The sequence below is a fragment of the Haliea atlantica genome, assembly GCF_054779855.1.
The window spans coordinates 78,177-102,612 of the sequence record NZ_BAAGXL010000023.1 but is presented as its reverse complement, the minus strand read 5'-3'; the positions used below and the strand labels follow the sequence as shown (position 1 = coordinate 102,612).

At 65.6% G+C, this 24,436-nt stretch carries 22 protein-coding genes; 2 read left to right on the top strand and 20 right to left on the bottom strand.

Features of this window, described 5'->3' with window-relative positions; genetic code table 11:
• Positions 1-37 precede the first annotated feature (37 nt).
• Both ACYVGS_RS15260 and ACYVGS_RS15255 read left to right on the top strand, forming a co-directional pair.
• Positions 38-1,666, top strand: coding sequence for a sensor histidine kinase (locus ACYVGS_RS15260; RefSeq protein WP_460589541.1), 1,629 nt, complete (start codon positions 38-40; stop codon positions 1,664-1,666).
• Complete coding sequence (locus ACYVGS_RS15255) at positions 1,663-3,090, top strand: sigma-54-dependent transcriptional regulator (RefSeq protein WP_460589540.1); 1,428 nt, start codon at positions 1,663-1,665, stop codon at positions 3,088-3,090. Before ACYVGS_RS15260 ends, ACYVGS_RS15255 begins: the two co-directional genes overlap by 4 nt.
• 31 nt (positions 3,091-3,121) lie before the next feature.
• Here ACYVGS_RS15255 and ACYVGS_RS15250 read toward each other — a convergent pair whose 3' ends face one another.
• The 20 genes from ACYVGS_RS15250 to groES form a co-directional block, all read right to left on the bottom strand.
• Entirely contained in the window at positions 3,122-3,595 is a 474-nt protein-coding gene (locus ACYVGS_RS15250; RefSeq protein WP_460589539.1) for a type IV pilin protein, read from the bottom strand.
• Between the two features lie 2 nt (positions 3,596-3,597).
• Positions 3,598-5,811, bottom strand: coding sequence for a pilus assembly protein (locus ACYVGS_RS15245; protein WP_460589538.1), 2,214 nt, complete (start codon positions 5,809-5,811; stop codon positions 3,598-3,600).
• Positions 5,808-6,314, bottom strand: a complete 507-nt coding sequence (locus tag ACYVGS_RS15240; protein ID WP_460589537.1) for a PilX N-terminal domain-containing pilus assembly protein — start codon at positions 6,312-6,314, stop codon at positions 5,808-5,810. The genes ACYVGS_RS15245 and ACYVGS_RS15240 overlap by 4 nt, the downstream gene beginning before the upstream one ends.
• A complete protein-coding gene (locus ACYVGS_RS15235; protein ID WP_460589536.1) occupies positions 6,311-7,294 on the bottom strand; it encodes a PilW family protein in 984 nt (327 codons plus the stop codon). Before ACYVGS_RS15235 ends, ACYVGS_RS15240 begins: the two co-directional genes overlap by 4 nt.
• Positions 7,291-7,830: a type IV pilus modification protein PilV gene (pilV, locus tag ACYVGS_RS15230; protein WP_460589535.1), complete on the bottom strand. Its 540-nt coding sequence runs from the start codon at positions 7,828-7,830 to the stop codon at positions 7,291-7,293. The genes ACYVGS_RS15235 and pilV overlap by 4 nt, the downstream gene beginning before the upstream one ends.
• Positions 7,817-8,380, bottom strand: coding sequence for a GspH/FimT family protein (locus tag ACYVGS_RS15225; RefSeq protein WP_460589534.1), 564 nt, complete (start codon positions 8,378-8,380; stop codon positions 7,817-7,819). The genes pilV and ACYVGS_RS15225 overlap by 14 nt, the downstream gene beginning before the upstream one ends.
• Before the next feature lie 78 nt (positions 8,381-8,458).
• A complete protein-coding gene (gene ispH / locus ACYVGS_RS15220) occupies positions 8,459-9,412 on the bottom strand; it encodes a 4-hydroxy-3-methylbut-2-enyl diphosphate reductase (protein WP_460589533.1) in 954 nt (317 codons plus the stop codon).
• Positions 9,412-9,867 carry an FKBP-type peptidyl-prolyl cis-trans isomerase gene (locus ACYVGS_RS15215; RefSeq protein WP_460589532.1) on the bottom strand — a complete coding sequence of 152 codons (456 nt, stop codon included), beginning with the start codon at positions 9,865-9,867 and terminating at the stop codon, positions 9,412-9,414. The genes ispH and ACYVGS_RS15215 overlap by 1 nt, the downstream gene beginning before the upstream one ends.
• A gap of 11 nt (positions 9,868-9,878) precedes the next feature.
• Positions 9,879-10,385: a signal peptidase II gene (lspA, locus tag ACYVGS_RS15210; RefSeq protein WP_460589531.1), complete on the bottom strand. Its 507-nt coding sequence runs from the start codon at positions 10,383-10,385 to the stop codon at positions 9,879-9,881.
• The gene (gene ileS / locus ACYVGS_RS15205; protein WP_460589530.1) at positions 10,363-13,167 is read right to left on the bottom strand and encodes an isoleucine--tRNA ligase; all 2,805 of its coding nucleotides are present in this window, start codon (positions 13,165-13,167) and stop codon (positions 10,363-10,365) included. Before ileS ends, lspA begins: the two co-directional genes overlap by 23 nt.
• 12 nt (positions 13,168-13,179) lie before the next feature.
• Complete coding sequence (gene ribF, locus ACYVGS_RS15200; protein ID WP_460589529.1) at positions 13,180-14,127, bottom strand: bifunctional riboflavin kinase/FMN adenylyltransferase; 948 nt, start codon at positions 14,125-14,127, stop codon at positions 13,180-13,182.
• Between the two features lie 60 nt (positions 14,128-14,187).
• Positions 14,188-15,840, bottom strand: a complete 1,653-nt coding sequence (murJ, locus tag ACYVGS_RS15195) for a murein biosynthesis integral membrane protein MurJ (RefSeq protein ID WP_460589528.1) — start codon at positions 15,838-15,840, stop codon at positions 14,188-14,190.
• A 7-nt stretch (positions 15,841-15,847) separates the two neighbouring features.
• Positions 15,848-16,459 carry an NUDIX hydrolase gene (locus ACYVGS_RS15190; protein WP_460589527.1) on the bottom strand — a complete coding sequence of 204 codons (612 nt, stop codon included), beginning with the start codon at positions 16,457-16,459 and terminating at the stop codon, positions 15,848-15,850.
• Positions 16,459-17,472 (bottom strand): aspartate carbamoyltransferase, encoded by a 1,014-nt coding sequence (locus tag ACYVGS_RS15185; protein WP_460589526.1) that lies wholly within the window; start codon positions 17,470-17,472, stop codon positions 16,459-16,461. The genes ACYVGS_RS15190 and ACYVGS_RS15185 overlap by 1 nt, the downstream gene beginning before the upstream one ends.
• A 118-nt stretch (positions 17,473-17,590) precedes the next feature.
• Positions 17,591-19,039, bottom strand: a complete 1,449-nt coding sequence (gene sbcB, locus ACYVGS_RS15180) for an exodeoxyribonuclease I (RefSeq protein WP_460589525.1) — start codon at positions 19,037-19,039, stop codon at positions 17,591-17,593.
• Between the two features lie 47 nt (positions 19,040-19,086).
• Positions 19,087-20,610, bottom strand: coding sequence for a fumarate hydratase (locus tag ACYVGS_RS15175; RefSeq protein ID WP_460589524.1), 1,524 nt, complete (start codon positions 20,608-20,610; stop codon positions 19,087-19,089).
• A 56-nt stretch (positions 20,611-20,666) separates the two neighbouring features.
• Complete coding sequence (locus ACYVGS_RS15170) at positions 20,667-21,464, bottom strand: hypothetical protein (RefSeq protein WP_460589523.1); 798 nt, start codon at positions 21,462-21,464, stop codon at positions 20,667-20,669.
• A gap of 140 nt (positions 21,465-21,604) precedes the next feature.
• The gene (locus ACYVGS_RS15165) at positions 21,605-22,234 is read right to left on the bottom strand and encodes a urate hydroxylase PuuD (RefSeq protein ID WP_460589522.1); all 630 of its coding nucleotides are present in this window, start codon (positions 22,232-22,234) and stop codon (positions 21,605-21,607) included.
• A gap of 136 nt (positions 22,235-22,370) precedes the next feature.
• A complete protein-coding gene (gene groL, locus ACYVGS_RS15160; RefSeq protein ID WP_460589521.1) occupies positions 22,371-24,023 on the bottom strand; it encodes a chaperonin GroEL in 1,653 nt (550 codons plus the stop codon).
• 52 nt (positions 24,024-24,075) lie between these two features.
• Positions 24,076-24,366 (bottom strand): co-chaperone GroES, encoded by a 291-nt coding sequence (groES, locus tag ACYVGS_RS15155; RefSeq protein ID WP_460589520.1) that lies wholly within the window; start codon positions 24,364-24,366, stop codon positions 24,076-24,078.
• Positions 24,367-24,436: the final 70 nt, after the last annotated feature.

Genomic DNA, 24,436 nt, shown 5'->3' with positions numbered 1-24,436 from the left:
ATACACTGAAATGGCCAGGATTCAGGACAGACTGACAGTGACGCTGCTCACCTCGCCATCGACACACATCGCCAGCGCGCCGCCGCAGCACAGCCTGGCGCTGCTGCGTGTCTATGCCGGCTACCGTTTGCTGTTGTCCGTGGCGCTGTTGAGCATGCTGGTCAGCCCCACCGCCCGCGAGCTCGTGGGGCACCTCAACCCGGGCCTTTACCTTCTGGGGTCCCTGGGCTACTTGTCGACGGCCCTGCTCCTGCTGGTGGCCGTCCTTCGCCACTGGAAGTTCTCCCAGCACGGCCTGTTTGTCGTTTTTCTGGTAGACATCACCATCATTGCCCTGCTCGCCGACACCAGCGGCGGCATGAGCAGCGGCTTGCCGGTGCTCATGGTGATCACCGTCGCCGCCAGCGCGGTCATGCTCAGTCGGCGCATCCTTGCCACCCTGCTGGCGGCAATCAGCGTACTGGTGACGCTGCTGGATACCGTGTGGCTGATACTTCGCGGGGCCCAGGACCTGAACGGCCTCTTGCCCGCGGGCCTGCTGGGCCTGCTGATCTTCGCGGTGTCGCTGCTGGTCCAGCTGATCGCCTCGAGGCTGGGGCGCGCCGAGGCCCTGGCGCGCAGCCGTGCGACCGACCTGCACCAGTTGCAGCGACTGAACGAACAGATTGTGCAGCACCTGCAGGCCGGGGTGCTGCTATTGGACGATCGGGGGCAAGCGCGCCGGATCAACGAGGCGGCACGCAGACTGCTGCCGCTCGACCGCGACCGCCCGCTCGCCGAGCCCACCTCACTGGCAACCTACAGCCCGGAACTGGCGAGACAATGCCGAGACTGGCAGCTGAGCGGTGAGCATCGCCCGGAACCTTTCCAGGTAAACCAGGACAGCCCCCTGGTGACCGCTCACTTCCTGCACCTGGGGCCGGAGGCGGTAGCCAGCACGCTGATTTTTCTCGAGGATCACCGACCCGTGGCCCAGTATGCACAATCTCTCAAACTGGCTTCGCTGGGGCGCCTGACAGCCAGCATTGCCCACGAGGTCCGCAACCCACTGGGAGCCATCAGTCACGCTGCCCAGCTGCTGCAGGAGTCAGCCGATCTGCAGCCCGCCGACCAGCGACTGGCTGAGATCATCCAGCAGCATAGCGTGCGGGTTAACCAGACCATCGAAAGTATCATGCGGATCTCCCGCCGGGAGCCACCGCGCCCCGCACCCATTCGGCTCGCCGAATGGATCCCCGGTTTCCTGCAACGCTATCAGGCGCTACTCCAGGACCCCGCCCGCATAGACTTCCACTGTGAGCAACCCGATCTCACGATTGAATTCGACCCGGAGAACCTGCGGCGGATCCTGGGCAACCTGCTGGACAATGCCCTGCGTCACAGTAAGATGGCCGGCGGGAATGCGGCGGCTCGCGTCGAGGTTCACACCGACCCGGCCACGCGTCAGTGCCTGCTGGATGTGCTGGACCGCGGCGAGGGTGTCTCCCCGCAGGACCAGCCCAAACTCTTCGAACCCTTTTTTACCACCGTCACCGAGGGGAGTGGCATGGGCCTTTATCTGAGCCGGGAACTCTGTGAAATCAACCGGGCCAGCCTGCGCTACCGGAGAACCGGACAGGACGAAAGCTGCTTCCGCATAACACTGAGCCCGCGGGGGTTCCGATGAATCAGGGCACCACACAGTCCGTCCTCATTGTTGACGATGAGCCCGACATCCGCGAGCTGCTGAGTCTCACACTGGAGCGGATGGGCCTCGTCTCTCACTGCGCCGCCACCCTGCAGGAAGCGCGACATCAGCTGCAGCAGCGCACGCCGGATCTCTGTCTGACCGACATGCGACTTCCGGATGGCAATGGCATCAGCCTGGTGGAGCTGATCCAGCGAGAGTACCCGGATCTGCCGGTCGCGGTTATCACGGCGCACGGCAGTGTGGAAACTGCCATCTCGGCCCTCAAGGGAGGCGCTTTCGACTTCATCAGCAAGCCGATCGAACTCGAGCGCCTGCGCAGCCTGGTGCAGACAGCCCTGAAACTGCCCCGGCGGAGCGCAAACACCACTGCCAATGGCGCACGCCTGCAACTCGTGGGGCAATCGCCTGCGATGCAGGGCTTGAGGCAGCAAATCCGCAAACTCGCGCGCAGCCAGGCACCGGTGCATATTCACGGCGAATCCGGGGTGGGCAAGGAAGTGGTGGCCAGACTGATCCACGCCGAAGGGCCGCTTGCGGAGGGGCCCTTCATCGCTGTGAACTGCGGCGCCATCCCCCCCGAGCTGATGGAGAGCGAGTTCTTTGGCCATCTGAAGGGAAGCTTTACCGGTGCCAGTCGCGACAAGCAGGGCCTGTTCCAGGCAGCAGAGGGCGGTACGCTCTTCCTCGACGAGATCGCCGAATTGCCCCTGCCCATGCAGGTCAAACTGCTGCGCGCAATCCAGGAAAAGGCCGTGCGCCCGGTCGGTGCCCAGAGCGAGCAGGCAACGGATATCCGCCTGCTCAGCGCCACCCACCGGCACCTGGCCAGTGAAGTGGAAGCGGGGCGCTTCCGCAATGACCTTTTCTACCGCATCAACGTCATCGATTTGCACATACCGGCCCTGCGGGAGCATCGGGAAGACCTGCCGCAACTCGTCGAGGTTCTCCTTCTCCGGCTGGGCGCCAGCGAAGCCGTGCGCCTGACACCTTCCGCCCTGTCGACGCTGCAGGACTACGCCTTTCCCGGCAATGTCCGGGAACTGGAAAACATGCTGGAACGCGCGCTGGCCCTCGCCGAGGGCAGTAGCATCGACGCCGGTGACCTGCAGCTGCAAGGACATCAGAGCAGCCGGGGCCACCCGAACAACACCGGGTCAGGCGCAGTTCCCACCGAGGGCAACCCCGAGATGCAGCGAACCCTGGATGCCGCTGTGTCGACCCCGCCCCCACTGACCGCGGCTCGGGGCGACCTCGACGGTTACATGAACGCTATCGAACGCCAGGTATTGACGTCGACGATTGAGACCTGTGGCGGCAACAAGACGGCTGCGGCGCGGGAGCTGGGCATCTCCTTCCGCAGCCTGCGCTACCGACTGCAGAAGCTCGGTCTGGACGACTGAGCTTGCCTGCTTCGGGCATTCTCGAGCGCAGTCACGGCCAGCACGCCGACTTGCCGGTGGCCAGCACACTCTCCGCCGCATCCGCCAACGCCTCGCGGGTAACACTGCCGTGTGCGCCGGTACTGTCGAGCCACAGCCGTGCGCAGCGATGGTCTCGAGCCTGGCGCCCCACCGCCGTGGCCAGCAGGCGCAGTGTCTGCGCCTCTCCCTGCACCACCGAAATCCGGTAAATTCCGGGCTCCTCCTGCCTCCTGCCGTGGGCATCGAGGTAAAAATGATCGCCGTGCCCCACGCCAAGACTGGACAGGTCCATGGCGTAGCGGCGGTGGCGAGTAAAGTACTGCTCCTGGCGAAGCATCAACTCCCACAGCGCCGTGGTGGCGACCACCCGGCGAGCACGTAGTATCTGCTCCTGAAACCCTGGCAGCGCCAGTGTCGCCAGCCAGCCCAGCAGGACCAGGACGAGCAGTAACTCCAGCAGAGAAAACCCCCTCGCCCTGATCATGCCTACTCGCGCTCCAGATCGTGCCAATACAGGGGAACCAGGCGCCGCACCGCGGCCGGCAACAGCTGCCGCGGCAGGCTGGCGTTTTCCGCCCCCTCCGCGGGCAGCTCTGGCAGCCAGTCGACCGGCACCGGCCCGGCTGGCACCCAGGCCTGCCACCCGACCCTGGCGATGCTCGCGGGCAGCCCCGGCGCCAGCGTCAGCATACGCACCCGTGCCGGCGGCCCTTCGTCGAGCAACTGCAGACGATACAGGCGATTTCGCCCCGGGGAGCGCTCACAGTCCTCGCGGCGCTGCGGCGGCAGATAGCTGGTGAACCACAACCGTCCCCCTGCCAGGTGGGGCCTCGAGAGCCCCTTCTCACCGGGCCCCTGCAGGGCCATTTTCCAGCCAGCCTGCCGCCCGGAACGACACAGGGGAATATCGTGGGCACAGTCGGCGAGATCGGGTAGCGCCTCAGCGTCAATGGGCGTCACATTCCCGGCTGTGGGACCCACCTGGTAGTCCCGCAGGTAAAAAAGGTAATCCCGTCCCTGCAGATCCAGCGGCTGTGCCTGATTGCCGCTGGCCAGAACGACACCATCGAAGGGCCTACCCGACGTGTCGCGCGCCTGGAACACGGCCGGCGCATGGAAAAACCGGCGCGGCCGCAGAGTCTCGCCAAGCTCCCCCAGGTCTGCGAAGAGACGGGCTCGCCAGTAGCGCTCCCTCTGGTCGGGATCCCGCCCCGGGGGCAACTCCACCCGCCACACCTGACCACCAGTGTCGCCCAGGTAAGCGCGGTAGATGAGACCGCGGTGATTGCGCAACACCGCAACCTGCGAGGGGATACTGTGACGCATGGCGGGCTGCCGATGAGCAGGGGCCGCGGATCCGCTGGTGTTGGCGCTGGCCTGCCAGACAAGCTTGCCTGTCGCCGCATCCACCACCAGGATGGCATTCCCGACAGGATCCGGATCGTCGGACGCATCCTTGCCCAGCGGTTTTCCCTCGCCATCCCGGCCACCGTGATAGCCGGCTCCGAATATCAGCACGTCGCGCTCTCCGTCCTCGTAGAGCACGCGCCCACTCACCGGCTTGGAGAAACCCAGGCCCAGGCGCGCATAATCCCCTTCCGGCCGGATACGCCACAACAGTCGCGGCGGCCCGTCGGGATCCGTGATATCCAGCATCTGGTAGCCGCGCCCGCCACGACGCATGCCAAATGCAACCCGTATCCAGTCCCCGGCCACTGGCTCAATGCGTCCGTCGCCGTCGACATCGCGACGCAGCACGACCGGGCTCCCGTCAAGGCCGTGAGTAAAGTTCACGGTATTCGCTTGTACCTGCGATAGCGCTGCGAGATTGCCAAGATGCTGGCGCGGCAGGTAAGCAAATATTTCCCTGCCTTCGGCCCCACCTCCGTCGTCTGCGATCATGTGCAAGAAACCCCACTGGGTGCCAAAGAGGATTCGCCGCAGGCGTGCGCCCTCTGCGCCGGCCGGATCGGGTCCGTAATCCACCACGACGGGTTGGCTGTGCAGGATGGCCCCGAGCCGCCAGGGTGCGGTCACATCACCCTGCGCCGGCGGCAGCCCCCGCGCCCAGCGCAGTACCGCCCGCGCCTCGGCCTCATCCCTGACGCCAAGCTCGGCCCTTAGCTCCCGCGCCGATGCGGCATCCGCGAGCAGCGGGGGGATATCGGCGAGCTCTCCATTGCGATGGGCAAGGGGTTCTACCAGAACCCTGCGCTGCCCAGGGGCCGGCACCTCCGACACTGGCGCCAGCATCAACTGCTGGCCCGCGCCACCGCGCTTCAGGTCGCCACCGTCCGGCGATTCGCCGAAGGGCTGATCCACGCGTGTCCACAGGGTCGTGGCCGACAACTTCAGCTGCCCGGTACGCTCTCCACTGTCTTCCAGGGCCGAGTGCCCCATGGCATCCACTGCACGCCCGCCGTGTATCTGGAGCTTCTTCAGGTTGCCGGGCCAGGCCGGGGCATGACCGGGCTGAAACAGTGGCAGATACATCGCCATCGGCATCCCCGCAGGCGCCGTTCCTGCAGGAGGCAATCCCGGCAGCATGTGCCGACCGAGTCCCGGACCCGGCAGGCTGTAGCCCGGCGCCTGCTCCGGGTCGTCGCAAGTCTCGCCGAGGCGATAGGCCACCAGGTCATCCGCCCATACCGGGTTCGCCAACAACAGGCACAGGGTTAGAAACCAGGAGTACCGGGTCATGTTCGCGGCTCCCCGCGCAGGGCAATCCCGACCGCACGCCGCGATCGCCCCCCCTGCAACGCACGGGCGTCTACCGTCACACTGGCCTCGAAAACTGCCGTCGGGCTTGAGAGGGCCATCGACACGCTGGACTCGCGCTGTCGAAAGGGCCAGCGTTCCAGCCAGGCAGGCTGCAGGCGACGCACTGACCAACTGGCCTGCATACCGACTGGCAGAGCGCCCTCCGGCAGCACCAGGATCAGGTCATCCCGCTCGCAGCCGGCACCGGGACGACAGCGCAGTGCGCCAGGCGGCAGGGACGGGTCAAAAGCGGCCGTTTCCCGGACCAGTTGCGCCAACAGTGCCTCGGCCAGCAAACGCGTCTGTTGATACTGTTGCAGATTGCCCGCAAGGCGCTGCTCCGCCTGTGCAACCCGCAGCAAGGTCACGGTGACCAGGGAGGTCAACAGCAACAGCAGCAGGGTCGCGGGCAGAACCAGTCCGGCCTGTCGCAGCGACCTCACGGCAGCCGCTCCATATCACGCTGCAAGCCCAGATTGGTCAGGGGCAGGGCCAGCGCCAGGGTACGCCGGAAGTAGCCGTCAGCGGGCCGCTGAAGTCTGCGGGGACCGAGGTGAAGCTCCTGCGCTTGGCGCGGCCCGGCGAGCGGACTCACGCTGCGCAGGAGCAGGTGTACCTGCAGCATGCGCGCGCGGGCCAGGTGCTCCGCCGCCGGCGCCTCCCGGTAGGTATCCACCACACCGTTGTGATCCAGGTCGAGGCCAAATTCCAGCACCCATTGCTCGACCCCCTCAGCCAGACACTCGGTGACCATGCGCAGCACCTGCAGGTGCTCCATGCATAGCGTTGGGATCCCGTCTCCCGGTCGCTGCGACCAGCGACGGAGGTAAAAGATCGCAACGCGCCAGTCCCAATAGCTCTGGTGTTGCCCCAGAGGTATCGATTCGCGGGAGGCACCTTCGGGAAGAAATAGCCAGTCCGCCTCCAGCCTGCTGCCGTCGCGGGCCAGGTACCAGCGTCCGTCGGCCGGCATGGAGGAGGTGTCGCGCGTGAGCGCAGGCCAGGTGGCACTGCGTCGCAGGACCAGCAAAGGACTCCCCGGCTGGATATCCTCACCGGGTATACAATCAAGCTGATGCCCGGCCACTGTCACCGACGGTGTGCCGGGCGACGGGGCGACATCCACCGCCGGGTGCGCACTCACTGCCCAGTCCACACCGTCTGAACAGGCCAGGCTGGCATCCACGCGGCTCTCCACGTGTCGCGATGGCACACCCCCCGCGTACCCGGCAAGCGCCACCTCCCGCTGCAGCATTCCGAGAACATGACGTCCGGTGTCCTGCAGCCTGGCCAGGGCTTCCCCGCGCTGCAGTTCCAGGCGCGCCTGGAGCCAGAGGGTGCTCAGGCTGAGCAACAACAGGCTACCGAGGCCCACGGCAACCAGCAGGCTCACCAGCGTCAGCCCTGCCGTTCGCGCCTTCACCTGCCTCTACCCCAGCTGCTCAGTCGCAAGCCCCGCTGCCGGCCTGGCCCGGGGCTCTCCCCAGCGGGACAATCGAGGAAGGGCGGGTCCGGCAAAGCCGCTCCGCGCCCACGCCAAGCCAGGGCAACGGTTACCAGGCGCCCGGACACGTCGACACAGGCACGCAGGGTCCCGGCGGCATCCGGGCCCTGCCCAGGCCTGCCGGCGAGCTGGCGGGCCCACTGATCGAGATCAAAGCGCGCCAGGTCCGCCGGTGAGCAGCTGACCTGACGACAATCGCGTGTTTGCACCGGCTCCGGCTCAGCACCCAGCCCATGCACCGGATAGAGCGCCATGTGCCCCGCATTCGCTCGCAGTCGCGCATGCATGTCGACCGCCAGTAGCGTGGCTTGGCTGCGCTGCCGGGCCTCGTCCAGCATGCGGCTGGCCAGCAACTGACTGGCCGCCAGCCCGAGCATGCCGAGACTGCCAACCAGCACTGCCAGCATCACCTCGACCAGGCCAAAGCCCCGCTGCCCGGGGTCAGACCGACGCATTGCAGTCACCCCAGCCGCGAGCCAGCCGCGGTCTTCCCAGGCGGTTGAGCACCAGGCTCCAGGACACCAGCGACGGCTTTTGACGTGAACAGACCATGAAGGTGAGGTTGCGCCGGGCAGTGCCATCGGCACGCCAGCTGACCCGCGCGTCGAGCAGCTGCGTGCCGGCGCGGTTGACAATGGTGAGGTTCGGCCGCCCCGGCCAGCGCTGCAATATCTGCTCCGCCGTGACGGGTTGCGCCAGGCCCCCTGGATTGGCATAGAGCATCCAGCCCTGGCTATAGGTTCCGCGACAGTGTTCAGTGTCACCCGCCGGGTCAGGGGCCGTTGGACAGAGGGTCACTGTCTCCCCGCGGAACATGGCCTCGCTGCGGGCCAGACTGACGGCCTGCAGCAGCCGCCCTGCCTCGAGCCGGATCAATACGGCCTGCCGCAGGGTCTGAAAGCCCGGCACCATCAGCGCGGCCAGCACCGCCAGTACCGCCAGCACCACCAACAGTTCGAGCAGCGTCAGGCCCCGTGGGGGGCCGGATAGGGACATCCTGTCCATGGCACACCTCCCTGTGCCATGGAGACTAGATCACAGGCTGGGGATTACCAGCCGGGGAACACATTTGCCGAAAAGCGCCTAATCCAGATGGCGCAGGGGAATGCGCAATTCCCGCGGCAGTGAGAAAGTCACGTTCTCGGGACGCCCCTCGAGCTCCACCGGCGCTGCCCCGCCCAGGTCCTGCAGGCGCGAAATCACGGCCTGCACCAGGACCTCGGGTGCCGACGCCCCCGCCGTCACGCCCACCCGGCTCTTGCCCGCCAGCCACTCGGGCCGCAGGTCTTCGGCACTGTCCACCAGATAGGCTTCGGCTCCCATCCGCTCGGCCAGTTCGCGCAGGCGATTGGAATTGGAAGAGTTCAGGGACCCCACTACCAGCACCAGATCACAGTCTGCGGCCAGCTGCTTGACCGCGTCCTGGCGGTTTTGCGTCGCGTAGCAGATGTCGTCCTTGCGCGGCCCCTGGATCGCCGGGAAACGTCGGCGCAGGGCATCAATCACCCGCGCCGTATCGTCCATCGAGAGGGTGGTCTGGGTGACATAGAACAGGTGCTCGGGACGGCGTACTGGCAGTGAATCGACCTGGGATTCGTCCTCCACCAGATAGATATCACCCCCGGCGCTCCGATCGTACTGGCCCATGGTCCCCTCAACCTCGGGGTGGCCACAGTGGCCGATCAGGATGCACTCGGCACCCTCCCGACTGTAGCGAGCCACCTCGATATGTACCTTGGTCACCAGGGGACAGGTGGCATCGAAGACCTTGAGGGAGCGCCGGTCCGCCTCCTTGCGCACCGCCCTCGACACCCCGTGAGCGCTGAAAATCACGATGCTATCGTCGGGCACCTCGTCCAGCTCATCGACAAAAATGGCACCGCGACTGCGCAGATCGTCTACCACGAACTTGTTGTGCACGACCTCGTGACGCACATAGATCGGCGCGCCGAAGTGTTCCAGGGCCCGATTGACGATATCAATCGCGCGGTCGACACCGGCACAGAAACCGCGGGGATTGGCCAGGCGCACATCCATCAGTGCAACTCCGCCGGCTCCACCCGGTGGATCAGTACCTCGAACAGCAGTGTCCGGCCCGCCAGCGGGTGGTTGAAGTCCACGGTCACCGCCTCGTCGTCGAAGGCAGCCACAACCCCCGGCAGCTCGGCACCGCTGGCGTCGGCGAAAGAGAACACCATGCCCTCCTCCAGTTCCTCCGTCTCAAACTGGCTCCGTGGGAGCACCTGGACGTTGTTCTCGTTGGGCTGGCCGAAAGCATCCTCGGGCGATACGGTGAAGCGTTCCCGGCTCCCCGGCATCATGCCGAAGAGCAGGCGCTCGAAGCCGGGCAGCAGACTGCCGTCGCCGACCACGAAGTCCACCGGATCGCGGTCGAAGTTGGAGTCAACTTCGGATCCGTCTTCCAGGGTGAGTGCAAAATTGAGTGTGACGCGGGTGCCCTCGCTGACGGGCACCGCCGATACCGTGGCCATGACGACCTCCTTCAGGCGTTTTCCGGCTCCCGGTGGGAGCGGAAACTGTCCAGAATCATGCAGGCAGCTCCCACTGTAATCGCGGAGTCCGCCAGATTAAAGGCCGGGAAGTAATACCCGGCATAGTGCAGGGAAATGAAATCCACCACGTGACCGAGCACCACCCGGTCCCACAGGTTGCCCACGGCCCCACCCAGGATGAGAGCGAGGGACAGCGGCAACAGGCGCTGCACACGCGGCAGGCGGTAGAGCCAAACCACCAGTACGCCACTGATAAGCAGTGCAATGACGGTGAAAAACCAGCGCTGCCAGCCACCTGCATCGCTCAGGAAACTGAAGGCGGCACCGGTGTTGTACTGCAGGGTCAGGTTGAACCAGGGAGTCACCGCCTGGGGCTGCGCGTACGCGAGCAGCCCCTCGGCCAGGTGTTTAGTCGCCTGGTCCAGCACAATGACCAACAGCGCCAGGGCGTACCACAGCCACAGTGGCCAGGGCCTAGGCGTAGAAACGTTGCTCACCGGCACCTTCCACGTTCTCTACACAGCGGCCGCACAAACCGGGGTGGCCGGCGTGGCTCCCGACATCCTCGCGCCGGTGCCAGCAGCGCTCGCACTTGGGTGCCTCGCTGGGCACTACCTGCAGGCGCAGGCCCGCCAACTCCGTGCCTGCCGTACCGTCCGGTGCCTCGGCGAGAGGGCGCACTGTCGCCGCCGAAGTAATCAGGACAAAGCGCAGCTCATCCCCCAGCGCAGCCAGGGTCGCCGCCAGCCCGGCATCCGCGTAGAGCGTCACCGCTGTGTCCAGGGAGCCGCGAACCGCTCCCGCACCCCGCTGTACCTCGATCTCCCGATTCACCGCCGCGCGCGCCGCCATGACCGAGTCCCAGAAATTCCGGCCCATGGGCTCGTCCGCGGGCAGCCTTTGCAGGCCGGTGTACCACTCGCACAGCAGGACCGACTCATCGCGCTCACCGGGCAGGTTTTCCCAGATCTCCTCCGCGGTAAAGCTGAGCACCGGCGCCATCCAGCGCACCAGGGCCTCGGCAATGTGGTACAGCGCCGTCTGTGCCGAGCGGCGAGCCAGGCTGTCGGCCTGGGTGGTGTACTGCCGGTCCTTGATCACATCCAGGTAGAAGCCACCCAGGTCAGTGGCACAGAAGTTGTGCAGCTTCTGGTACACCTGATGAAAATGGTAGCCCTCGTAGGCCGCCGCCAGCTCGTCCTGGAGCCTCGCGGCGCGATCAATGACCCAGCGATCCAGGGGCAGCAAACGGTCGAAGGCCTGCAGGTCCCGGGCCGGCTCAAAACCATTCAGGTTGGCCAGCAGGAAACGCGCGGTATTGCGAATCCGGCGGTAGGCGTCGGCGGTACGCTTGAAAATTTCCTTCGACACCGTCAGCTCGCCGCGGTAATCGGTAGCGGCCACCCACAGGCGCAGGACATCGGCGCCGAGGTCATTCATGACCTCCTTCGGCGCGATCACATTGCCCAGGGACTTGGACATCTTGCGGCCCTGGGCATCTACCGTGAAGCCGTGGGTCAGTACCTGACGGTAGGGCGCCTCACCGTAGGCGGCGAGGCCGGTCAGCAGCGAGGACTGGAACCAGCCGCGGTGCTGGTCGGAGCCCTCCAGGTAGAGATCTGCCGGCGCCCTGAGTTCCTCGCGACGCCGCAGCACACAGGCGTGGGTCACCCCGGAGTCAAACCAGACGTCGAGGGTATCGGTCACCTTCTCGTAGTCCGCGGCCGCATCGCCCAACAGCTCCGCCGGTTCCAGGTCGAACCAGGCATCGATACCGCCGCTTTCCATGCGCTGGGCAACAGCCTCGATCAGCTCCGCCGTCTGCGGGTGCAGCTCACCGGTCTCACGGTGCAAAAACAGGGGGATGGGCGTGCCCCAGGCCCGCTGGCGGGAAATGCACCAGTCGGGGCGCTGGGCCAGCATGCCGTCAATGCGCGCCTTGCCCCAGTCCGGCACCCAGCTGACCTGCTCCACCGCGGCCTTGGCGGCATCCAGCAGACCGTTCTGCTGCATGGCGATAAACCACTGTGGCGTGGCCCGGAAGATCACCGGCGTCTTGTGTCGCCAGCAGTGGGGATAGGAGTGATCGTAGGCCTCACTGTGCAGCAAGGTACCGTGCTCGCGCAGCAGAGCCAGCATGGCCTCGTCCACCTTGAGCACATGCTGGCCGGCAAAGTGTTCGGTCTCCGGCAGGTAGACGCCATTGCCACCCACCGGGTTGTAAACCTCGAGCCCGTAGCGTTGACCGACCGCGAAGTCCTCCTGGCCATGGGCCGGCGCCGTGTGCACGGCCCCCGTGCCCGCCTCGGTGGTGACGTGGTCACCCAGGATGACCGGCACCTCGCGGTCCTGGTAGCAGTGGCGCAGGGCCTGATGCTCCAGAGCGTCTCCGCGACAGCGCCCGAGTACCTTGACCCCGTCGAGCTGGAGACGTGTCGCCACGCTTTCCGCCAACTCGCTGGCGACCAGCAGCGCGCGCCCCTCGCCTTCGATCAGTACATACTCCAACGTCGGGCTCAGGCAGACCGCCATGTTCGCGGGCAGCGTCCAGGGGGTGGTCGTCCAGATGGGGATTGCGACCTCACCGGACCACGCACTGTCACAGGCGCGGGCAAAGGCGCCGGGGTCCACCGCGACGAAGGCCACGTCGATGGCGCTGGAACGCTTGTCCTGGTATTCCACCTCCGCCTCGGCGAGTGCGGAACCGCAATCCAGGCACCAGTGCACCGGCTTGGTCCCCTTGTGCAGATGACCGTTGGCGATGATCCGGCCCAGGGTGCGGACGATGTCCGCTTCCTGCTGGAAATTCATGGTCAGGTAGGGCTCGTCCCAGTCGCCGATCACGCCCATACGGCGAAAATCCGCGCGCTGTGCATCCACATAGCGGGTCGCGTGCTCGCGGCACTTCTGCCGGAACTCTGCCGCGGAAACCTTGACCCCTGGCTTACCCACCTTTTTCTCGACGTTCAGCTCAATCGGCAAGCCGTGGCAGTCCCAACCGGGCACATAGGGCGCGTCGTAGCCCGCCAGGGTCCGGGACTTGACGATCATGTCCTTGAGAATCTTGTTCACGGCGTGCCCGAGGTGGAGGTCACCGTTGGCGTAGGGCGGGCCGTCGTGGAGAATGAACTGGGGCCGCCCGGCACGCGCGGCGCGCAACTTGCCGTAGAGATCGCCCTCCTGCCAGGCCTTGACCCGGGCCGGCTCCCGCTGGGCCAGGCTCGCCTTCATCGGGAAGGCCGTCTTGGGCAGGTTCAGTGTGTCCTTGTAATCCGTCATCTCGCCGTCAACTCAACCGTCATGATTTCGCCGCCCGGAAAACCAGGCGCGCGCCTCCGCCGTGTCGGCGGCTATCTGTTCCCGCAGCACTTCCACCGAGGGGAAGCGCTGCTCATCGCGCAGCTTGTGCAGAAAGGTCACCGCAATGCGGCGGCCGTAGAGCTCGGGCCTCCCCTCCAGAAGGTGCACCTCAAGATTGGCGCGGATGCTCTCGTTCACCGTGGGTCGCGTGCCCACGTTGGCCACTCCCGGCGCACCCGACAGGCCGGCGCCGTGCACACGCACCGCGTAGACCCCCGACAGCGGCGAACGGAGCCGGTGCAACTGCAGATTGGCCGTCGGGAACCCCAGCTCGCGCCCGAGCTGGCGTCCGTAGACCACCTTGCCCGAAATGCTGTAGGGGCGGCTCAGCAAGCGCTCCGCCAGAGCGAAATCGGCGTCCGCCAGCGCCTTGCGTATGCGGGTGCTGCTGACCCGTTCGCCGTCCAGGGTGTAGGTATCGGTGGTCTCCGCCTGGTAGCCGTAGTGCTCGCCCTCGGCGGCGATCATCTCGAAATCGCCCTCCCGGGCACGGCCGAAGCGGAAATCGTCCCCGAGTACGAGGTGCTTGACCCCCAGGCCCTCGACAAACACCTGCTCGATAAAGGCCCGGGGCGGCATGGTCCGCACCGCTTCGTTGAAGCGGATGCGCAAAACGCGGTCGACACCCAGCCCCGCCAGCGCCACACATTTCTCGCGAAAACTCATCAGCCGGGCGGGCGCTTGCAGAGGCCGCAAGTACTCCCGGGGCAAGGGTTCGAAAGAGATCACCACCGCGGGCAGATCCAGCTCCCGCGCACGGGCCTGGAGCTGGCCGATGACCGCCTGATGCCCCAGATGAACACCGTCGAAGGCGCCCAGCGTGGCCACGCAATTGCGGTGTCGGGGCCGCAAGTTGTGCAGGCCGCGAATGAGCTCCATGGATACCTTATCGCCCTGTTAAGTCAAGCCGGGCAGTATAGCGAACTTGGGGCCCGCAGCCTATGCCGGCGACCCCGGCGTACGCAGCTGGGACAGCCGCGTGCCCGTCAGCGCGTGCAGCAGCAGGTAGGCACCCCCCCCGGCCAGCACCACCATCGCCAGCTGCAGGGCGCGGCGCCACAGCGACCAGTCCAGCCAGGTCGCGGCGGCCGGTGTCAGCCACAGCAGCACCCCGGCCATGCCCAGGGATGCGCCCGCGAGGCGGAAGAGATAGACACCCCAGCCAGGCTGGAAAACATAGACCTGCTCCCGGCGCAGGCCACGCCACAGCAGCGCGGCGTTCAACCAGGCGGCCACGCTGGTGGCCAGGGCCAGACCCACGTGACCGAGCTGGAAAAAATGCATCAAGGGCAGCACGAAGGCGAGGTTGAGGATCATGTTGGCGACCATCGCCACGATACCAATTTTCACCGGGGTCGCGGTGTCCTGACGGGCATAGAAGCCCGGGGCCAGAACCTTAATCAACATGAAGGCCATCAGCCCCAGGAGATAGGCGCGCAGACTGTGCGCCGACATCGCCACATCACCGACCTCGAAGGCACCGTACTGGAACAGGGTGATCAGAATCGGCTCGGCCAGCAGTGCGAGAGCGGCGGCCGCGGGCACGGCAATCAACAGGACCGAGCGGACCGCCCAGTCCAGGGTCAGACTGAAGTCCCGCATGCGTGCGCCGGCACGATGCGCCGAGAGGCTGGGCAATATGACCGTGGCAATGGCCACCCCGAATACCCCCAGGGGCAACTCCATTAGACGGTCCGAATAGTATAGCCAGGAGACCGAGCCGGTGGGCAGAAAGGAGGCCAGGACCGTGTCCAGCAGGAGATTGATCTGGCTGACCGATACCCCGAACAGCGCCGGCACCATCAGCCGCAGTATGCGCCGCACGCCCTCGTGACGGGTATCCCAGCGCGGCCGGGGTACCAAGTCCAGGCGGTACAGGAAGGGGAGCTGGAACAGCAGCTGTATCACCCCGGCCAGAGCGACCCCCCAGGCCAGGGCATAGACCGGCTCGGCAAAGGCCGGCGCCGCCAGCAGCGCGGCGCCAATCAGCGACAGATTCAGGAAAATCGGCGTCAGGGCGGGTACCGCGAAACGGCCATAGCTGTTCAGAATCGCCCCGCAAAAGCCGGTCATGGAGATCAGCAAGAGGTAGGGGAAGGTGATGCGAATCAGCTCGACGGTCAGCCCGTACTTGGCCGGGTCGGCGACGAAGCCGGGGGCAAACAGCGCGGTGACCAGGGGCGCGGCTAGCACCGCCACCAGTGTCACCAGCAACAGGGTTCCCCCCAGGGCCCCGGCGACCCGATCCACCAGTGCCCGCACCGCCGCCACACTGCCCTGCTCCCGATAGTCGGCGAGCACCGGCACGAAGGCCTGGGCAAAGGCGCCCTCGGCAAACAGGCGCCGCAGGAAATTGGGAATCTTGAAGGCGACGAAGAAGGCGTCGGCATTGGCACTGGCCCCGACCACCGCGGCCATGGCCACGTCACGCACCAGCCCCAGCACCCGCGAGGCCATGGTCATGCTGCTCACCAGCAAGCTCGACCGCAGGAGGCCGGGGCGGCCATCCGCCGGGCGGCGTTCCGAGGGGCCGCCATCCGACGGCAGCCCTTCGACGGGTCGGCGCTCTGCGGAACGAGGAGCCTCGCTCATCCCGCCCTCAGCGCCAGCGCTGAAGCAGGGCGTCGCCCTGCAGCTGTAGCCACTGCAGGGCCACCAGGGTATGGCCGTTGACGATTTCGCCGCGTTCGAGCATGGCCAGGGCTTCGCGCCGGGGCACACGGTGCACGAGGATATCCTCACCCTCGGCATCTGCTCCCTGGACGGAACCGACACCCGCCCGCAGCACGCGCCCGCAGAACAGGCGCACTTGTTCGGTACAGGCGCCCGCACTTGGGTAGTAGCGGGCGATCGGCACCAGGTCACTGAACTCGCAGGCGGCCTCTTCCTGCGCCTCCCGGCGGGCCACCGTGGCGTCGTCTTCACCCGCCTCCACCACCCCGGCGATCAACTCCAGCATCCAGGGAGTCTCACCCTCGCGCAGGGCGCCGGGACGGAACTGCTCCAGCAGGATCAGGCTGTCGGTCTCCACCTCGTAGGGCAAAACCCCGACGGCATCGCCGCGCTCGAACAGCTCCCGGGTCAAGGTTTCACTCCAGCCGCCGGCGAAAAGCCGGTGCTGCAGGGTCAGACGGCGGAGGCTGAAAAAACCCCGGTAGGCGGTCTCCTCACCCAGCACCCGCACGGCATCCTCGCCAAATCGCAGGCGCATCAGAAACGCCTCGCGGTGTACCAGTTAACGTCGCGGGCGTGGCGATCCACCTGCTCAACCACGTCGAGCACCAGGGCAAACAGGGCCATCCGGACCAGCATGCCATTGTCGGTCTGCCGGAAGATCGCCAGATTGGGGTTGTCGTTCAGGTCTTCGTCCAGCTCGCGGGCCGTGGCCCGGGAATCCCGGGGCAGCGGGTGCATGATCACGGTGTTCGGCTCACAGTGCTCGGTGTAGATCGCCTGGTTCAGGCGGAAGCGACCGCGGTAGAGATCCGCCTCCTGGCGGGAGGCGAAGCGCTCCTCCTGGATGCGGGTCGAGTAGACAATATCGACGTGGCGGATACTGGCCTCGAGGGCGTCGGACTCCTCCACCTGCAGGCCCGCCGCGCGCATCTGCTCGACAATGTCTTCGGGCATGCGCAACTCCAGGGGGGACACCAGCACCACCTGCACGCCCTCGAACAGGCACAGCAGCTTGCACAGGGAATGCACCGTGCGGCCATAGCGCAGATCGCCCACCATGGCGATGCGCAACTTGTCGATGCCCCGGCCGCGCGCCGCCAGCTCCTGCCGGATGGTATACAAGTCGAGTAGCGCCTGGGTGGGGTGCTCGTTGCTGCCGTCGCCACCGTTCAACACCGGCACCCGGCTGGCCGCGGCAAACTCCGCCACCGAGCCCTCCTGGGGGTGGCGCATGGCAATCACGTCGGAGTAGCCACTCAGCACACGGGCGGTGTCGTAGAGCGACTCGCCCTTGGCGATCGCCGACATTTCAAAGCCGGTGGTTTCCCGCACCTCCCCACCCAGCAGGTTGAAGGCCGCGCCGAAGCTGACGCGGGTGCGGGTGCTGGGCTCGAAGAACATGGCACCGAGAATGGCACCGTCGAGGACCTTGGTCACGCGCTCCCGGTGGGCGTAGGGACGCATGCGGTCAGCGACCTGGAAAACCCGTTCCACGTCATGGCGCTGGAACTGGGCGATGGACAGGATATGGCTTCCGGCAAATTGCACGCAGGGACTCCTGTTGGGCTGCTACGGGGCGACAGCGCCGCCGATGGGCGCCATTATACGGGCGCGACAGTGGCCTGCCCATGGCGGCACACCCTCGGGGGCGGGATATTACCGCTAATCAGACCAACAGCAGGTCACTGTACTCCAGGAGGGCCTGCAACACCCGCTGCTGCTCGGGGGAGCGCTCGCTCTCCAGCAATGACTCCACCTCATTCAGATAATCCTCCAGCACCAGGCTGCCCCCCGCCTCGGGATCGGTCAGGCGCTGGTAACGGAATTCCTCCCACTGGGCCTGCTCGGCGGCATCCAGACTCTCGGGATAATTCCGCGCCCGGTAGCGGAAGAGCATCTCCGGCAGGCGCGCATCCTCGAAGACAAAGGTCTGCTGCGCCAGCTCCGCCGGCGTGGCCCGCTGGATCTGCTGCATGCTGGCGCGGTCGCTGTCGGAGAAAAAACCGCCGCTATAGAGCATGCGGTCGGGGTCGCTGACCGGCTCGAAGCTGCGCCCTTCGTAGAGTGCACGCAGACTCGCCTGCATGCCCTCGGGGTCCTCCTGCTGCCAGGCCCGCAACTGGGCCAGGTGCGCCCGGCAACGCTCGCCGTCCAGTCCGACCCGGGCGGCCGTGGCCGGGTCTGCCATCTTCGCCGGAGCCAGCACGGGGCAGCGGTTGATGTGGACGCTCTTCAGGCCGGGACGGGCCTCGCCTTCCGCCAGCTCGCTGGCGCGGCTGAACAGGCGGCGCTGGAGCTCCTCCGTCGGCAGCTCGCGGAGCATCGCCGGGTCACTGTGGAGGTCGAAGCAGATCACCTCGTTGCGATTGCTGGGATGTTTCGCCAGCGGCACGATCAGGGCAATGTTGTGCCGCTGCGCCCCGAACATGCCGGACACATGCAGGACCGGCTTCATCGCCGGGATATCCAGCATGGCCTGCACTGCGCGCTTGTCACGCAGAGCCAGCAGGTAATCGAACAGGCGGGGTTGCCGCTGCCGGACCAGACGAGCCACGGCAATGGTGGCCTCGACATCGGCGAGGGCGTCGTGGGCGCCGCTGTGCTCAATCCCGTTGGCGGCGGTGAGATCCTCGAGCCGGAAGCTGGCGCTGCCGTCCTCCCGCAGGGGCCACTCGATACCCTCGGGGCGCAGCGCCCAGGCGGTGCGCAGCACATCGATCAGGTCCCAGCGGGAGTTGCCGTTTTGCCACTCCCGGGCGTAGGGATCAAAAAAGTTGCGATACAGGGTGAAACGGGTGACTTCGTCGTCAAAACGCAGGGAATTGTAGCCCACGCCACAGGTCCCCGGCTGCGCCAGTTCGCGGTGAATGCGGGCAATGAACTCACATTCCGGCAGGCCGCGCTCCAGCGCCAGCTGAGGCGTAATGCCGGTGACCAGACAGGCCCCGGGCTGGGGCAGGAAATCATTGGCGGGGCGGGCGTAGATCACCAGCGGCTCGCCGATGACATTGAGCTCGGCGTCAGTGCGCAGCCCGGCGAACTGCACCGGGCGATCCCGGGCCGGATCCGTGCCGAAGGTCTCGTAGTCGTGCCAGTAGAAGCTCGGGGCCGCCACGACTAGCGGGCCCCTAACATGCGGATGTCAGGCCGAGCGCACATCCCTCAGATCAGCTCGAGGGCCTGTTCCTCGATCTTCTGGCGCCAGATTTTCGGCCCCTGCTCATGGACCGAGACGCCGCGGGCATCCACCGCCACACTCACTGGCATGTCCTTGACCTCGAACTCGTAGATCGCCTCCATCCCGAGCTCCGGGAAGGCCACGACACGGGCATCCGTGATCGCCTTGGACACCAGGTAGGCCGCGCCACCCACGGCCATCAGGTAGACCGCTTTGTGCTTCTTGATCGCCTCGATACCCGCGGGGCCGCGCTCGGCCTTGCCGATCATCCCCAGCAGCCCCGTGTGCTCGAGGATAAAGTCGGTGAATTTGTCCATGCGGGTCGAGGTCGTAGGACCCGCCGGCCCCACGACTTCGTCGCGCACCGGGTCCACCGGGCCGACGTAATAGATGAAACGCCCCTTCAGGTCGACGTCCGACGGCAGCCCTTCACCGCTTTCAATCAGTTCTTTCATCTTCTTGTGCGCCGCATCGCGCCCGGTGAGCATCTTGCCGGAGAGCAGCAGGGTGTCGCCCGGCTGCCACTGGGCCGCCTCTTCCGGCGTCACCGTGTCCAGGTTGACACGGCGCACGCCCTCGCCCACTTCCCAGGTGATATCCGGCCAGTCGTTCAGGTCCGGCGGTGTCTGCAGGGCGGGGCCGGAACCGTCCAGCACGAAGTGCGCATGGCGGGTGGCGGCACAGTTCGGAATCATTGCCACCGGCAGGGAGGCGGCGTGGGTCGGATAGTCCTTGATCTTCACGTCCAGTACCGTGGTCAGGCCACCCAGGCCCTGGGCACCGATGCCCAGCTTGTTCACGGCATCCATGATCTCCAGGCGCAGTTCCTCGGCCCGATTGGCGGGGCCGCGCTGGCGCAGCTCGTGGATATCGATGGGGTCCATGAGCGATTCCTTGGCCATGACCGCGGCCTTTTCCGCGGTGCCGCCAATACCAATGCCCAGCATGCCCGGCGGACACCAGCCTGCCCCCATGGTCGGCACGGTCTTCACCACCCAGTCGACAATACTGTCGGAAGGGTTGAGCATGGCCAACTTGGACTTGTTCTCGGAACCGCCGCCCTTGGCCGCCACCTGCACGTCCACGGTGTTGCCGGGCACCACTTCCATGTGGATCACCGCCGGGGTGTTGTCCTTGGTGTTGCGACGGGCACCCGCCGGATCGTCGAGAATGGAGGCGCGCAGGACGTTATCGGGGTGGGTATAGGCCCGACGCACGCCCTCGTTGACCATGTCCGCCACCGAGAGCTTCGCATCCCAGCGCACGTCCATACCGATTTTCAGGAACACGGTGACGATGCCGGTATCCTGGCAGATCGGCCGGTGCCCCTGGGCGCACATGCGCGAGTTGATCAGGATCTGGGCCATGGCATCTTTCGCCGCGGGATTCTGCTCCATTTCCCAGGCCTTGTGCACCGCCTGCACAAAGTCGACCGGATGGTAATAGGAGATGAACTGCAGCGCATCGGCTACGCTGTCAATAAAATCGTCCTGACGAATGACGGTCATGGCGAAGTTCCTGTATCGCTAAACGAAAAGTGTAGGGAGGCCGCCGCGGGGCGGCCTCACGGCGTGGCCTGCAGGCTGCGCACCGCACCCTGCAATTCGGTGAGGGAGCCGTTCACCTGGCGGCGGAAGGCATCGATGGACTGCAGCCACTGCTCCTGGTTCTCGACCTTCTTGGCGAGGCCGGCCACCTGGCCACTCAGACGGTTGAGCGTCTCGGTCGCGCGGTCGACCGCGGCCTGGTTGGCCTTGGCACTGCTCATCAATCGCTCCAGATCACCGGCAACGCTCTTCAGGCGCGCGAGGTCCGCGGAAGCCTGTTTGAGCTGTTCCTGGGCCGAAGCCAGCGACTTCTCGGTCGCCGACAGCTTGTTGCCCTGGGACGAACTGGATTTCTGCAGCTCTTCGATGGCGGCCTTGTTGCGGCGCCAGGCCGAGGCCCAGAGCTTGTCGACTTCGGAGTACAGCTCCTTGATCTTGACCGCCATGGCCTGGGTATTCTGGCTCAGGCCCTCATCGGTATCCGAGAGGCGGTCCTCCAGGTCGGCAATACGCTGGGCGTAACGCTCCATGGTGACATTCGCCTGACCGAGTTTCTGCTGCAGCTGCCAGGCCCAGAAGGCCGCACCGGCGGCCAGCAGCAGCGCGAGCACGGCAACAGCGATGCCGGCCCGGGAGCCACCGCCCCCGGCACCCGGAGGAGAACCGCTGCCTCCGCGTCCACCGCCGCTGCCGCGACTACCGGAGCGGGGGGAAGCTTCCGAACGCGCACCGCGAGGCCGGCTGACCGGTGCCGGATCGTCGTCATCCCGGCCGGGCACGATGGAGGGAATGTGATCGAGATCGTCCTGGGCCATGGCTGCTCTTCAAGCAGGGAAATGTAGCCGCGCATTATACACAAAAGGCCAGCCGTTGAGCGGCTGGCCTCCGGAGGGCCTCGCCGCGCCCTGCCCGACAAACCGGCCGCGGGCAGCGACGCTGCGCAGGCAACTGCCTGTCAGAGGAAGGCGAGCAACAGCCAGATGACCGCGGTCAGCAGCACACTCATGTGTACCACACCCACCACGGAGGCCATCGGGCCGGGCTTGCCAAACAGCGCATTCAGCTCCAGCAGCAGGATCAGCGCACAGCTCGCTATCAAGCCGGTGGTGCTGGCCTCAATAAACGGAGCATGCTTGGAGCCCAGCATGCCCAGCAGCATCGGCCCGGAGAACAGGGTGTTGGTGCGCGAGGCCAGGCCGGCCTTGGCCGCACAGGCCGCGGCATCGCCCTCTTTCATGCCCAGCACCACCTGCTGCTTGGGCCAGATAATCAGCCAGACATTGAGGAACATCAGGGTACCGGTCAGGGCGCCCACCCAGATCAGCGAGCTGGCCACCATGTTGCTCATGGCGCCGACGAAATGCAGCAGCGCGAAGCCGGTCAGGAAGGTGAACATCGCCCCCCAGCGGAACCACCAGAGCGCCCGCGGGGCGAGCTTCTTCATCGCGTCGGCCTTGGCTGCGGCCTCGGCCTCCTTGAAATACTCGGTCTGAACAAAGTTGAAGTAATAGAGCATGCCGATCCACACGATGCCAAACACCACGTGAAACCAGCGAAGGATGAACTCAATGATCATGGATGACATGTCGTGCTCCCGATTCTGTTTATGGTTGTAGACCCAAGCCTCCCGGCGGGGTCACGCCACAAATAAACACACTGCCCGAAAAAAAGAAACCCCGCGCTAGGCGGGGTTTCCAGTGTCGCGTGGGTACGCGGGCCGCTTACATCATGCCGCCCATGCCACCCATACCGCCCATGCCACCCATGTCGGGCATACCGCCACCGGCAGACTTGTCTTCCGGTTTCTCGGCGATCATCACCTCGGTGGTGATCATCAGGGCAGCCACGGAGCCGGCAGCCTGCAGTGCAGTACGGGTCACCTTGGCGGGATCCAGGATGCCCATTTCCAGCATGTCGCCGTACTCGCCAGTCGCGGCGTTGTAGCCGTAGTTGCCTTCACCCTTGCGGATGTTGGCCAGGACCACGGAAGCCTCGTCGCCGGCGTTGGCAACGATCTGGCGCAGGGGACCTTCCATGGCACGCAGGGCCGCCGCGATACCGTGGTTCTGGTCTTCGTTGTCGCCCTTGAGATCCTGGATCGCGGTCACGGCGCGCACCAGTGCGACACCACCACCGGCAACCACGCCTTCCTCGACCGCCGCACGGGTCGCGTGCAGGGCGTCCTCAACGCGGGCCTTCTTCTCCTTCATCTCGATCTCGGTGGCAGCGCCAACCTTGATCACGGCAACGCCGCCGGCCAGTTTGGCAACCCGCTCCTGCAGCTTCTCGCGATCGTAGTCGGAGGAGGTGTTCTCGATCTGCACGCGGATTTCCTTGACCCGCGCTTCGATCGCGGCGCTTTCACCGGAACCATCGATAATGGTGGTGTTGTCCTTGTCCATGGTCACGCGCTTGGCGGTGCCCAGGTGCTCCAGGGTGGCGGATTCGAGATCCATGCCCACTTCCTCGGAGATCACGGTACCACCGGTGAGGATGGCGATATCCTGCAGCATGGCCTTGCGACGGTCACCAAAGCCCGGTGCCTTGCAGGCAGCAACCTTGACGATACCGCGCATGTTGTTGACCACCAGCGTGGCCAGGGCTTCGCCTTCCACGTCTTCCGCGATGATCACCAGCGGCTTGGAGGACTTGGCCACCTGCTCCAGCAGGGGCAGCAGCTCGCGGATATTGGAGATTTTCTTGTCAACCAGCAGGATGAAAGGCGACTCGTGGTCGCAGTTCATGGTTTCCTGGTTGTTGATGAAGTAGGGGGACAGGTAGCCACGGTCGAACTGCATGCCCTCGACGACATCCAGCTCGTTGTCCAGGCCAGTGCCCTCTTCCACGGTGATCACGCCTTCCTTGCCCACTTTATCCATGGCTTCGGCGATGATCTGGCCAACCTGGCTGTCGCTGTTGGCGGAGATGGTGCCAACCTGCGCGATGGCCTTGTTGTCTTCACAGGGGATGGAGGCTTCCTGGATCTTCTGCACGGCGGCGGCGATGGCCTTGTCGATACCGCGCTTCAGGTCCATCGGGTTCATGCCGGCGGCTACGGACTTCAGGCCTTCGTTGACGATGGACTGGGCCAGTACCGTCGCGGTGGTGGTGCCGTCACCGGCGTCGTCGGAGGCGCGGGAGGCGACTTCCTTGACCATCTGCGCGCCCATGTTCTCGAACTTGTCCTTCAGTTCGATTTCCTTGGCCACGGAAACACCGTCCTTGGTCACGGTGGGTGCACCGAAGGACTTGTCCAGAATCACGTTGCGGCCCTTGGGACCGAGGGTTGCCTTGACCGCGTCGGCCAGGATGTTGACGCCCTTGAGCATGCGCTGGCGAGCGTCATCACCAAACATTACATCTTTAGCTGCCATGATCTAATCCTTTGACTATCGAAGTTGATGAATCGGTTGAACGTATCGCCAGTTACTCGACGACGGCGTAGATTTCGCTTTCGCTCATGATGATGAGCTTCTCGCCATCGACTTCGATGGTGTTGCTACCGGCGTACTGGCCGAACACCACTTTGTCGCCAACCTTGACGGCTACGGGGCGCTGGGTGCCATTGTCCAGCACCTTGCCTTCGCCAACCGCGACCACTTCACCCTGGTTCGGTTTTTCCTTGGCGGAACCGGGCAGAACAATGCCACCGGCCGTTTTTTCTTCCTCTTCCTTGCGACGAACGACGACGCGGTCGTACAGCGGACGGATTTTCATCGATCAAGATCTCCTGGTTACGGTGTTATACAGGCCCGCGAGGGCAGGCCCCAACGGGGGCTTGCCGGTG

Coding starts and splice junctions, on each gene's coding strand:
- ACYVGS_RS15175 (WP_460589524.1), bottom strand. CDS start 20,610: ATGACCGTCATTCGTCAGGACGATTTTATTGACAGCGTAGCCGATGCG.
- ACYVGS_RS15255 (WP_460589540.1), top strand. CDS start 1,663: ATGAATCAGGGCACCACACAGTCCGTCCTCATTGTTGACGATGAGCCC.
- groL (WP_460589521.1), bottom strand. CDS start 24,023: ATGGCAGCTAAAGATGTAATGTTTGGTGATGACGCTCGCCAGCGCATG.
- ileS (WP_460589530.1), bottom strand. CDS start 13,167: ATGACGGATTACAAGGACACACTGAACCTGCCCAAGACGGCCTTCCCG.
- ACYVGS_RS15215 (WP_460589532.1), bottom strand. CDS start 9,867: ATGGCCACGGTATCGGCGGTGCCCGTCAGCGAGGGCACCCGCGTCACA.
- pilV (WP_460589535.1), bottom strand. CDS start 7,830: ATGCGTCGGTCTGACCCCGGGCAGCGGGGCTTTGGCCTGGTCGAGGTG.
- ispH (WP_460589533.1), bottom strand. CDS start 9,412: ATGGATGTGCGCCTGGCCAATCCCCGCGGTTTCTGTGCCGGTGTCGAC.
- ACYVGS_RS15170 (WP_460589523.1), bottom strand. CDS start 21,464: ATGGCCCAGGACGATCTCGATCACATTCCCTCCATCGTGCCCGGCCGG.
- ACYVGS_RS15245 (WP_460589538.1), bottom strand. CDS start 5,811: ATGACCCGGTACTCCTGGTTTCTAACCCTGTGCCTGTTGTTGGCGAAC.
- ACYVGS_RS15165 (WP_460589522.1), bottom strand. CDS start 22,234: ATGTCATCCATGATCATTGAGTTCATCCTTCGCTGGTTTCACGTGGTG.
- groES (WP_460589520.1), bottom strand. CDS start 24,366: ATGAAAATCCGTCCGCTGTACGACCGCGTCGTCGTTCGTCGCAAGGAA.
- murJ (WP_460589528.1), bottom strand. CDS start 15,840: ATGAGCGAGGCTCCTCGTTCCGCAGAGCGCCGACCCGTCGAAGGGCTG.
- ACYVGS_RS15225 (WP_460589534.1), bottom strand. CDS start 8,380: ATGGACAGGATGTCCCTATCCGGCCCCCCACGGGGCCTGACGCTGCTC.
- ACYVGS_RS15190 (WP_460589527.1), bottom strand. CDS start 16,459: ATGCGCCTGCGATTTGGCGAGGATGCCGTGCGGGTGCTGGGTGAGGAG.
- ribF (WP_460589529.1), bottom strand. CDS start 14,127: ATGGAGCTCATTCGCGGCCTGCACAACTTGCGGCCCCGACACCGCAAT.
- ACYVGS_RS15250 (WP_460589539.1), bottom strand. CDS start 3,595: ATGATCAGGGCGAGGGGGTTTTCTCTGCTGGAGTTACTGCTCGTCCTG.